This is a genomic window from Acidobacteriota bacterium (assembly GCA_003225175.1).
In the GTDB taxonomy this organism is placed as follows: Bacteria; Acidobacteriota; Terriglobia; order Terriglobales; family Acidobacteriaceae; genus Gp1-AA112.
Map to the genome: position 1 here is coordinate 1 of QIBA01000009.1, position 11,849 is coordinate 11,849.

Below are 11,849 nucleotides of genomic sequence, written 5' to 3' on the forward strand. Positions count from 1 at the left end.
CCAGCCTCGACGGGAATGTCAGGCGCGCCATCGACATCCACGAAGGCGACAGGATCGATGAGGTGGCCTTGAAGGATCTCATCCGCGCTGCAGTGGCGCTCAACCTCAAGGGCAAGAACAAGCCCAAGCCCCGGCGAGCCACCAGCAAGCGGGCCCACTAGCTGAGTGATCTCGAAGCTTTCTCAACAAGTTGCGTAAGTGCTCGGCGGATTTCTGTTGTCAATAGCGCGTTTGACTGGACCTGCAAAAACGGATCATGCAGCGCTGTCGCGCCCTGTCCCAACGCCAGCGGAGAACGCCTGCCATGCGGCCTGCAGTGGCAGGAAGATGGAGATTACAGTTCCTGAGCGAACTGGAGATGAGCTGCTGCGGAAGCGAATTGAGCCTTCGTGCTTTCCCACAATGGCTTTGGCGACCCACAAGCCCAGCCCCGTTCCCTTTTCAGCTTTGGTGGTCACAAAAGGATCGAAGATTCGCCGCCGTAACTCAGAGGGAATGCCTGTTCCATTATCGGCGATCAGCACTCGCACCCCTGCACGTTCCGGCTTCTTTTTCTCGCGCCATGGAGCAACGTGTACATAGACGCGTCCTTTCTCTTTCGTCGCCTCCAGCGCATTCGTTATGACATTCGCAAATAGTTGGCGCAGCTCGGCAGGAAAGCCGGGAAGTTCTCCGGTGAACTCGTATCTCCGTTCCAACTTGACCTGATTCGAGCGCATTCGCGTAGCGAATACTTCGAGGACGTCTTCCAGGACTTCGGTGATTTTAGTCGGCACCGGGGTTGTTGATTCGCGATAGAGCGCGAGCGTCTGCCGCGCGATGTGCGATATGCGACTCAGCTCTCCTTCGGCCAGCGACACCAACTGGCGAGTGTTGTCGTCGAGGGAGGTTTTATACGCAATCAGGGACAGCAGGTTCGTCAAACCTTGCAGTGGATTGTTGATCTCATGCGCGATAGTAGCCGCCAATTGTCCGGTTGCGGCCATCTTCTCCGTGCGCAATAACGCTTCTGTGGTGCGCTTTCGTTCAGTAATGTCGCGCACGATCTTTGCGGCCCCGATTACGTGGCCGTCAGCATGCTTTAGCGGCGATACGGTAAGTGAAACATCAAGCCGCCTGCCGCTCTTGGTTACACGCACGGTTTCGAAATGCTCGATACGCTCGCCCCGCCTGATCTTGCTCAAGATCATTGCTTCATCTTTGTGAAGCTCCGGCGGGATGACCAATGTCACTGGCTTGCCAATAATTTCTTCCGCTTTGTACTCGAACATCCGCTCGGCGCTGGCATTCCAACTCCGGATGATGCCATTCAGATCTTTACTGGCGATTGCGTCCTCCGACGATTCGACAATTGCCGCCAGCCGCGACACCGCTTCCTCGGTCTCGCTCCGCCTGGCGATCTCTGTTTCCAGTGCAAGCGCCTTTTGTTGCCACTGTGCAACCATGCGCAGACGCTCATCTTCTGAAGCCAGCGCATAGCTCTCGCTTGGAATCACGGCAGAATGTTCATTACAAATCTTCTGAAAAGCTTCGCCGTGATCCTCGCGGTAGAACTTGGTCAGGGGATAGGCGCAAACCAGGGAAAAGGAGTGCGACTGGGCGATCTGATTCCATAGCTGCTCCAGTCTGAGAGCGGCATCCGGCTTACCTTCCGCCCATAACAGCGCTACCATTTCACCAAACAACGCGGCACGTCCATGCTCTCTTTGCGCTGCGGCTCTTGTCCGCGAAATCACACTCCCGATGACATCGACAAAACGTTGTTCATTCGGCCATTCATCGATCATGAACTGCGACAGCGTTTCACTCGCATCCAGCGCGACATACCGCCCTTGCTCGACGATCCGCGCCACCTCTAAGCCCCGCTCTGCAAGACGCCGGGCGAGTTCAATGCGGTGTTCTTCCGTGGCGATCACAACCCCTGCATCGCCGGCGCCGAGAGCCGAACCAACAAAACGGCTCAGCGACTCCAGCAGAAATTTATCTTCAAAATAAAACTGAACGGAATGCGTGTGCTGAAGCGCATTCAGAGCTGCTCTGCTTGTGCCCAAGTGCTAAAGGTTGGTTCGGCAGCTTCTAGTCCGATTGTAACAAGCTCGCAGTTCGACAGCGAGGCGGGTGCCGCATCCTCTTGCGGTTTTCAAAATGGTGCGCTGACGCTGCACGTCTTCGATCCAATTTCCCGTGGAAGCATGCTCTGGAGACGCAATCCACAAACCAAATCAACAGGGTACGACGCCCGTCCCAATTTGGTGCTATCACTATTTGAAGGTCGCCACGATAGCGCTCCAGTTCGTGACGCCGCTTAGCGTGAAGCTCCCGGAATACTGGGCAATGGCGTTTACGATCGCTTGCTCATCCGCGCCTCGGGAGTGGTTGGGCGAGGGATCCTGCTGCAGCAGCGTGTAGCCAGCGGCAGGTGAAACGGTTTGCGTACTGCTGGCCGGCAAGCCAACTCCGGCAAAGACGAGCTCATGTTGGGACATGGTCATCGCCGTTGCGTCGCTGCTGGCCGTGGCACTCGATCCTTGTGCGTGAGCCGTTGCATCGAGCGGCGCGGTTGCACTCAGGCCGCTGTACTCATAGATCGCAAGCCAGGGATGATTGTTCGCGCCGGAGAAGGTTGCCGTGACGGTGTTGTTTCCTCCGGCAATATTTCTGGCGTAGAAGAGGTGCGTCTGGTGGCCGTCCGTCGACTGCGTTTGAGAAACCGCATCGCTGTACGTGTTCCCCCGCGAATCTGTCACTTGGACCGTCTGCCACGTCGTCGACATGCGCACGAAAGCGATAATCAGATTTCCCACTGTGTTCGCATTCGGGAATGCCTGCGAGAGTGAAGACACTCCGGCAGCTTCGACATTTGCCGACTGCACCAGAGCGATCGGAGTCGTTGCCGGGGGATTCACTTGAATGTTGAGGGCTTGGGCAGCGGTACTTCCATTGGCATCACTTACCTGGGCGGTAAAGTTGTACGTTCCCGCATTGCTTGGCACTCCCGAGATGCTGCCGTTCGAGCCGAGGTTCAGGCCCGGCGGCATGTTTCCCGTTTCAGTCCACGAGTACGGCGGCACGCCTCCTCTGGCATTCAGCGAGACGTTGTACGAAGAGCCTTGCGTCGCTGGTGGCAGAGAAGTCGTAGCCACCATCAGCGGCGAACTCGATCCAGCAGTGACAAACGTCGCCGCGGCGGTACTCCAGTTGGCGGCGCCGCTCAAAGTAAAGCTGCCGGAAAAAGATCCCATGCTCGACAGAACGGCATCTTCGGTAGCCGCGCGCGAGCCGCTTGGGTTTGCTTGCTGTAGCTCGATTGCAGCTCCGCCTCCGGCGCTCACCGTCACAGAAGTGCTCGACGGCAAACCGAGGCCGGCGAATGTCAGCTCATTGGCTGCGTGCGTCTGGGGCGTGTTCCCAGTCGTCGGAGAAGCATTGCTGCCCTGAGCACTGGCGGTAACGTCGAGCGGATTCGCGGAACTCAGCCCAGAGTATTCAAAGATGGCGAGCCAGGGATGATTATTTGTCCCGGAAAAGGCGGCCGTCACGGTGTTTCTGCCGGACGCTATATTCGCAGCGTACAAAATATGAATTTGATGGCCATCGCTGCTCTGCACTTGTTGCACGGCGTCGATGTACTTATTTCCCAAAGTGTCGGTCAAAGTGATTGTTTGTGTGGTAGTCGAGGCTCTTACGAAGGTGATGATCGTGTTTCCGGCGGTGTTCGCATTCGGGAACGCCTGCGCAAGCGACGCTACTCCGCTGCCCTGCACGGCTGCCCTCTGTACCAGATTTAGACCGGAACCGGTTGCCTGCACGACCGCAGAAGGTTGCGAGACCGCGGTCGTGGCTCCCCCCGGATTTGAGGCGGTTACGGCAATCCGCACCGTCGAGTTAACGTCGGCGCCGGAAAGCAAATAGCTGTTCGAGGCAGCTCCGGCGATCGCCGAGCAGCCGGCGCCACTCACATCGCACCGTTGCCACTGATAAGCGAAGCTGGTTGGACTGCCGGACCAACTGCCATTGGATGCTGCAAGCTGCTGACCGGCAACGGCGCTTCCCGAAATGGAAGGTGGAGCAGTATTCGCCGGAGCGCTTGTCGCGCAGCCGGGAATCGCCTTGCAGAGGTTTAGCCGGCCTCCGGTTTGAGTCACCGAAGCAAAGGCTGGAAGCGCATCAACTGCACTCAGCAATGTGGCGCGCAGCGCCGAGACTGACTGGTATCCGAGGGACAGAATCAGTGCAGCAGCTCCCGAGACCTCGGCGGCAGACATGGAGCACCCGCTGATAAATCCATAGGCGCCGTTGCGCAGTGTCGAGTAGATATTCACTCCGGGAGCAGCAAGCTGGACGGTTTGGCTGCCGTAGTTGCTCGAAGACCACAAGTGGTCATTCTGATCGCTGGCCGCCGCGCAGATTTGATTAGGACGGTCGTAAACACAGGGATAGCGCGGGGTAGTGTTGTTGTCCTGCGCGGTATTTCCTGCCGCGGTGACAAACAAAATGTCATTCGCGCCGAGAGCATCGATCTCGTCTGATAATGCCTGCGAAGCGGCGGTACTTACCCAGGTCTGCGAGTCGTTCACCACGCGGATGTTCACTCCTGCTTGCTGAGCCCGCATGACCCAATCCAGCGCAGTGATCAGATCGCTGGTGTAGCCGTGACCTCCGGCATCGACCCACTTGACTCCCAGCAGAGTCACCTGCCAGTTCACGCCGGCAACGCCGATGCCGTTATTCCCTGCCGCACCGATGATCCCGGCGACGTGGGTTCCGTGTCCGTTGTAGGCCGTGTCATCGTCCATCGGATCACAACTGCTATTGAGCACGTTATAACCATGAGTACCGGCCGGGCATCCGTTCACGCCTCCGGGATTGGACCAGATGTTCGCAGCGAGATCGGGATGGTTGTAATCGATGCCTGTGTCAGTGACGGCAACCACAACAGAACGCGAACCAGTCGTGATGTTCCAGACCTTCCAGGCAGACTCGTCCGCTCCGGTCACCCCCGCGGTTCCATTCACACTTTGTCCGCTATTGAGCAGCGCCCACTGCTGCGGGAAAGAGGGATCGTTGGGCGCGGCATTCACAGTGTGGCGGAAATCGGGTTCTGCATATCGAACTGCGGCAGACTTGCGCAGCATCTCAATCGTCTGCTCCACCCGGCCGGCCGGAACGCGCAGCACGTGAACTCCCTGCCCAATCATCCGAAGTTCCCGCGCCCCCACACGCGCCAGAATTGCTGCTTGTTGTTTCGCCGTGATTCCGGAATTGAAACCAAGAAGAACCGTGTCAGCCCGGAACTTCGGCTCCGGAGTGGAAGCAGTCTGTGCACCGTGCAACAAGAGCGAGGCCGTTATCCAGAACAGGCCGAACTGAAATATGTTGAGCAGTGGAGAAGAATACGAAAATGCGAGCACGCTATGGCCGCAGCTCGGAACGCAACGACGAACTGGGATAACTACGCGTCGGGGTAACAGAAAGATCCCTGGATCCTCTTGCTGCGAGAGCTACTTACCAGCAACCGTGTGATTCGGATCCTGAGTAGCAAGTTGGCTACATGGTGCACTACGGGAGGACGGGGCTGAGATGTAGCTGACTAAGTGAGTCTTTAGCGGATTGTGGTTCGTACTGTTATGATTAACGTTTGTCGCTCCCATTTATGGGATCGTCAGAACCGCGATATTGCATGATTTACGGTAGGTCCAGTCCGTGCGGAGTGAGGGCTGATGAGTAATTGCAGCAATAGCCTGGTTATACCCGGGTGGCGCGCCTGGATTGTTTGCTTATGCATCATCGTATTTGCCTCGGCGTGCATCGCTGAGCCCGCTCATTTCCATTCCACTTCGGGACCTTCGCGGCAGAATTGTTTGCTCTGCATTGCTTCCCACTCTGTTGCCCGGCCTGCTGCGCTCGTCACTTCAGTTGCCTTGCCTGCACGCTGTGTGGGCATTCTGGTTTTATTGGGAGCTGCCCTTCCTGATCTTGAGTCTGTACTTTCGTTGTACATCCGGCCTCCTCCCTCGCTCTAACTGCCGAATCCATTTCATTCAAATCAAAAGTTAGAGCTGCGCCCGCAAGCTTGCGGTGCGCCGGCGTCCGTTTTCACGAACGCCAGAAAAGTAAGGATGGATCGCAATGAATCGCGATTTTGCACTATCCAGAACACCTTCACGTACGTCGCCGGCGCGGATGGCTGCGTTCGCAGCCCTGTGCATCATGACTTTCTTCGCCTTCAACGCCAATGCCCAGTCGAAGAGCTATACCTCAATCAGCGGCACGGTTGTCGATCCTTCCGGGGCGGTTGTACCCGGAGCGACTGTCGAGATTCGCAATCCCGTCAGTCAATTTGAACGGAGCGTGAGTACCAATAATTCGGGAGCCTTCAGCATCTCAAATATTCCTTTTAACCCCTACCACATGACGGTCACCGGCAGCGGATTTGCGCCGTACGTTCAAGATCTCGATCTTCGCTCGCCCGTTCCAGTCAATTTGCAGATCAACCTGCAAGTAGGAACGGCAGTGCAGACGGTAACGGTCGAAGGCAACGGCGCTGATTTGATCGAGAATGTTCCCACCTTCCACACCGACATCGATCGGGGAATGTTCGACAAGATTCCTCTGGAGAGCGCGTCATCGTCGGTGAGTTCGCTGGTAACGCTGGCGTCGCCTGGAATCACTGCGGATTCCAATGGGCTGTTTCATGGACTCGGCGATCACGCCGAGAACTCCTTCTCGCTCGATGGCCAGCCGATCACCGATCAGCAGAGCAAGGTATTCTCCAACCAAATTCCTCTCGATTCGATTCAATCCCTTGAAGTGATTTCCGGCGCCCCGCCGGCAGAGTTTGGTGACAAGACCAGCGTGGTCATAGAGGTGACGACGCGTTCCGGTTTGGGAAGTAAGGAGCCACACGGCAGCGTGACCGCTTCTTACGGGACATTTGGCAGCTCGAATGCCGGATTCGATCTCGCCTATGGAAGCGACAAAATTGGAAATTACGTTGCGATCAACGGGCTCAATACAGGTCGATTCCTCGATCCGCCGGAGTTCAAGGTTATGCACGCCAAAGGCAACGAAGAGAATTTCTTCGACCGCTTAGACTTCAAGCCTTCGACAGCAGACACGTTACAGCTGAACTTAGGTTTCACCCGTTCCTGGTTCCAAACACCCGATTCCTATGACGATCTCAACATCGGCGCTGTCGATCCAGCAGGCAATCTTGTGGGTCCGGCGGATCAGCGTTCGCAAATCAAGACGTTCAATATCGCGCCATCGTGGACTCGGCTGCTCAACGCCAATTCTGTACTTACCTTCGGAGCATTCGTCCGCCGCGACCAATTCAACTATTACCCGAGCAAAAACCCCTTCGCGGACTTCAGCCCCATTCAGTCGTCGACGCTAGCTCAGGATCGAAACCTGACCAATGCCGGAATACGCTCCGACATCAACTACACGAAAGGCATCCATAACCTAAAGGTGGGAGCGACCTATCAGCAGACGTTCCTCAACGAGAACGACACGCTGGGCATCGTCGATCCGAATTATCTCGCGAATAATTTTGGCTGCCCGAATGGAAATCCCGCTCCCGATCCATGCGCTGTGCTTCCTGCGTTTGATCTCACGCAGGGAGGAAAGCTATTCACGTCCAACGGTCATACCGACGTCAAAGAGCTCGCGCTCTACGCGCAAGACGCCATCACTAAGGGCAACTGGACATTCAACCTGGGATTGCGTGGAGACTTCTACAACGGACTTACGACACATCAGGAGGTCCAACCGCGGGTCGGGCTTGCCTACAACATCAAAGGGACTAATACGGTTCTTCGCGCTTCTTATGCGCGACTGCTCGAAACGCCGTTCAATGAAAACCTGATCGTCTCAAGCACGGGCTGTGCCAACGTGGTGCTGAATCCTCTTTTGGGCTGCTCTGCCGCTGACCTCACGCCTCTGCAACCCGGCTGGCGCAACGAATTCCACGCCGGCATCGAGCAGGCATTAGGAAAATTCCTGGTGGCGTCGGGCGAGTACATCACTAAATACACGCACAATGCCTACGACTTCAGCGTGCTGGGCAACACTCCGATTTTCTTCCCCATTGCCTGGCAGCGCTCCAAGATTCCAGCATTTGCCGGACGTATAAGCGTGCCGAACTTTCACGGATTCTCAGCGCTGGTTGTAATGTCCAGCGTGTCGTCGCGCTTCTTCACTCCGCAGGTGAGCGGAGCAGGAGCGACTCCTTCGGCGCCGGTCGGCGTCTTCCGCATCGACCACGACGAAAGATTCAACCAGACGACGCACCTGCAGTATCAGCCGAAAAAGAATGCTCCCTGGTTCGGCTTCAACTGGCGCTACGACAGCGGGCTGGTGGCCGGAGCTGTGCCCTTTGCGACGGATACGACTACACCGGTTGACTTGACTGGTTTGAGCGCCGATCAGCAGTTCCAGGCCGGCCTGTTCTGCGGGAATCAGCGCGCAACTCTGTCCGCGCCACTAACAACGTGTGCTCCGTCGCTGTTCGGGTCAACCCTGATCTCGGTTCCCAAGCCGGGAACGGAGAACGATGACAAGAATCCGCCGCGTATCGCTCCGCGCCACATTTTCGATCTGTCGATTGGCGAAGACAATCTTTTTGGGGGCGACAAATACAAGTGGAGTCTCCAGCTCACCGCCATCAATTTAACCAACCAATACGCACTCTACAACTTCCTATCAACCTTCAGTGGCACGCACTACGTCACTCCGCGTGCGTTTACTGCCCAACTCGGATTCCACTTCTGAATAGTCTCTGCTCCGCCTTCGCGAACACTGCGCGAGGGCGGGGCACACGATTTCTTGAAGTTCCACACTGGGAAAGCTGGGGACCGACGGAACGCCTTCTCTCAACTTGGCTCCATAATGGGAACATCCTTTCTGGTCCCCAGTTTTTCTCCCCAGTCTTTCGGGCCGGGCGCCCCGCCCTTCAGCTTGTTTTTCGTTGACGAGTGCAATCTGGCTTTGGGCCAGACGGCGTGAACTAAGTTTTATTCAGCTCTGATGCCCGACAGCTCTTGAGGATGTGGCAAACCACTCGCGGGCATTGCATGATCGACCATGCCATCGGCAATCGGAACTCGCGAGCCACTCATGCTCACGCTCTCTTGGCTTCCCGATGATATTTTTCAGCGTCGTGCAATATTCTCGGAATTTCTTGCAGCAGTATGTCCGGTTCGTTCTCGATCATCGCATCGGCAAAGCGGTCGATCGCGCTGAATCGGGACGCAACTACAACCACCGGTGTGGCTGCGCTGCGGCTGTGGATAGCGCAGGTTAGTCGCTCTCTATCCAAAACGGGAATCGAGTGGCACAGAATGACGATGTCGAAGTCACTGGAAACAAAATGCTGAAGCGCCTCTTCGACGGAAAGCGCACAGACCACCATATATCCGGCGCTTTGCAGCACTTGACTGCGCATTTCCAACAGCAGGGGATCTTGTCCCACGGCGAGCGCGACGATGTGAGGCATTGGCGCCTCCACTTGAACAAGGTTGAGCTTGTCAGTGAGCTGAATGTTACGTCAGGAACTTGCACGTGTCTGTCCGGCATCGGACCTTAAATATTGCGGCAGACGCACGTGCTGGCTTCCGCGATATCACTCGCGGCGCCTTGAGTCAGCGGGAGCTGATTGACGGTCATTAGCTGGGGGAGAGTTGTTCGCAAGAATTAGGCTACTCTGCTAGGTCTCAACAGTCGCTTCGGGTCAGCGGCAGGCAGGAAGATAGAAAAAATACTGCCGCTTCGACCGGCTTTCGTGCTGCTTCGGACGCGCATTGCGCCTTCATGCTTTTGCACCGTGTCGTTTACTACCGATAGACCTATACCATTGCCGGAAACCCCCTTTGTGGTGAAGAAAGGCTCCAAGATTCTCTGCAGATCGTCCATCGGGATTCCACAGCCGTTGTCGCCGAATGTGACCCGTAGCCCGCGCCTGTGCTGCCCAGTCCATTCATGCGCTTTGGATATCTTGGTGTGAATTTTCCCGCCCTTAGGCATCGCGTCGGCCGCATTCAGCAATAGATTTGAGAACATTTGGCGCAGCGCGCTGGCATATACAGGTAGATTTCCATCTGGGCAACAGTAGTGAGCGGTGACTAAAATCCCTTGCGACTTGAATCGCGATCGATAAAACCGAAGGACGGAGTCAAGTATCTCAGGCACGTTTGCCTCTTCCCGAGTAGCGGCGTGCCCAAATCCATCCATGGCCGCGTGCGCGATCTGGGAGAGGCGCTGTGCTTCGTCCTGGGCGAGCATGAGGTAATGCCGGCCGTCGGCGGTGAGAGCGGCCCCCTCTTCATCCATGAGATGGAGAAGATTGATAAGCGATTGCAGGGGATTATTGATTTCGTGAGCAAACGAAGCCGCAACCCTGCCCTCGCTTGCGGGAGCGGAGGAATGGCTTTCCGGCGTTCCGCTTTTCGTCGGAATGCTGGATCGAAGGGGAATCAATTTACTGGTCACATTGCGCTCGGTTCTCTAGTTATGTCTGATACCGGACCGTCGAACGCGGTTGCTCAACTGGAAATCGAATCGTAAGACATAGCTTCAGCTGCGACCAGGGTACTGCAAGTGCTCATTCGATTAACTAAGTTCTTTCTTTGCAAGCGATTAGCCAAGATGCGCCCAAAACAGAGAAGTCGCTCACACGGATTTGGATCGGTACCCGAAACCCACTTAGACGAGCCTCTCTTACCACCAGGCGCGTACAATTGAGTCACATCTCCATACGCATCTCTCCCGCCTTCTCTAAGGCTGGTTCATTTGCGCATCCAGATGCCGGATTTTTCGGCGCAGGAGCGACTATGAACCCGCCCAAACAGCACTACAAGAATCGAATCTTAGCAGCCCTCCCCAAAGATGAGATCAGCCGGCTCGCGCGGCACCTTTCGCCGGTGACTCTGGAACAAGAGAAGACTCTGCTGGATGGAAACATGGCCCACGCCTACTTCCTGGAAGATGGCATCGCCTCGGTAGTGGTGACGGTCGAAAACGGCGACACAGTCGAGGTTGGGGTGATTGGTTGTGATGGAGTGGTTGGTATTCCCATTCTGCTCGGTACCGGGGGCGCACCCGGACGAACCTTCATTCAAATCGCGGCTTCGGGCTTTCGCATAGAAGCGAAGGTTCTGAAAGAGGAATTTGAACGCTCCAGCCAGTTGCGAAACACTCTACAAAAATACATGCAGGCGTTTCTGGTACAAACCGCACAAACCGCTGTCTGCAACCGGCTTCACAATATCGAGGAGCGGCTTGCCCGCTGGCTGTTGACCTGCCGCGATCGCATGGAATCCGACCGGCTCCTGCTGACCCATGGCTTTCTCGGACAAATGCTGGGCGCGCCTCGCACCACAGTCACTTTGGCTGCGGGACTCCTGCACCGGGCCGGTCTGATTGACTACACACGAGGAATTGTGACCATTCAGAATCGCTCCGCTCTCGAGAAAACCGCCTGCGAGTGCTATCGAACCGTACGCGATGAATTCCAACGCCTGGCGCTGCTTTAACCCTCCTCGAAGAGCGCCAGAAAACATCACGCACACGGGCAGTGCCAGCAGCGGCTCGCGCTACAACGTAACTCCAATGCAAAAGTCGAAATGGGAAAGCGTGGGCGCCCAACCTTTTCTGAGGGCAAAATCAGCGCCGCGGCGCCGATAGACGGCAGCCCAGCCGACGTGCTCACCAGTGCAACCACCAGACCGGGAATGCGGCTGAGAGTGCTGCGCCCAATTGCAACGCCAGAACAAGCAGTCCTTGTCTCAAATTGGTCGGAAGCCACTTAATGGCGAAGAACGCCACCACCGGCACCTGTCCAGCCATCAGTA

The 11,849-nt window shown here is 56.4% G+C and carries 6 protein-coding genes; 2 read left to right on the top strand and 4 right to left on the bottom strand.

Going from position 1 to position 11,849, the window contains the following annotated elements; genetic code table 11:
* Positions 1–254 precede the first annotated feature (254 nt).
* Positions 255–2,051: a hypothetical protein gene (locus DMG62_00265; GenBank protein ID PYY25002.1), complete on the bottom strand. Its 1,797-nt coding sequence runs from the start codon at positions 2,049–2,051 to the stop codon at positions 255–257.
* A gap of 210 nt (positions 2,052–2,261) precedes the next feature.
* Positions 2,262–5,411, bottom strand: coding sequence for a hypothetical protein (locus tag DMG62_00270; GenBank protein PYY25003.1), 3,150 nt, complete (start codon positions 5,409–5,411; stop codon positions 2,262–2,264).
* A 772-nt stretch (positions 5,412–6,183) separates the two neighbouring features.
* Between DMG62_00270 and DMG62_00275 the strand changes: the two genes are divergently transcribed.
* A complete protein-coding gene (locus tag DMG62_00275) occupies positions 6,184–8,772 on the top strand; it encodes a hypothetical protein (protein ID PYY25004.1) in 2,589 nt (862 codons plus the stop codon).
* Positions 8,773–9,121: 349 nt separating this feature from the next.
* Here DMG62_00275 and DMG62_00280 read toward each other — a convergent pair whose 3' ends face one another.
* Both DMG62_00280 and DMG62_00285 read right to left on the bottom strand, forming a co-directional pair.
* A complete protein-coding gene (locus DMG62_00280) occupies positions 9,122–9,496 on the bottom strand; it encodes a hypothetical protein (GenBank protein ID PYY25005.1) in 375 nt (124 codons plus the stop codon).
* 197 nt (positions 9,497–9,693) lie between these two features.
* Positions 9,694–10,488, bottom strand: coding sequence for a hypothetical protein (locus tag DMG62_00285; protein ID PYY25006.1), 795 nt, complete (start codon positions 10,486–10,488; stop codon positions 9,694–9,696).
* A gap of 248 nt (positions 10,489–10,736) precedes the next feature.
* Between DMG62_00285 and DMG62_00290 the strand changes: the two genes are divergently transcribed.
* A complete protein-coding gene (locus tag DMG62_00290; GenBank protein ID PYY25007.1) occupies positions 10,737–11,531 on the top strand; it encodes a Crp/Fnr family transcriptional regulator in 795 nt (264 codons plus the stop codon).
* Positions 11,532–11,849: the final 318 nt, after the last annotated feature.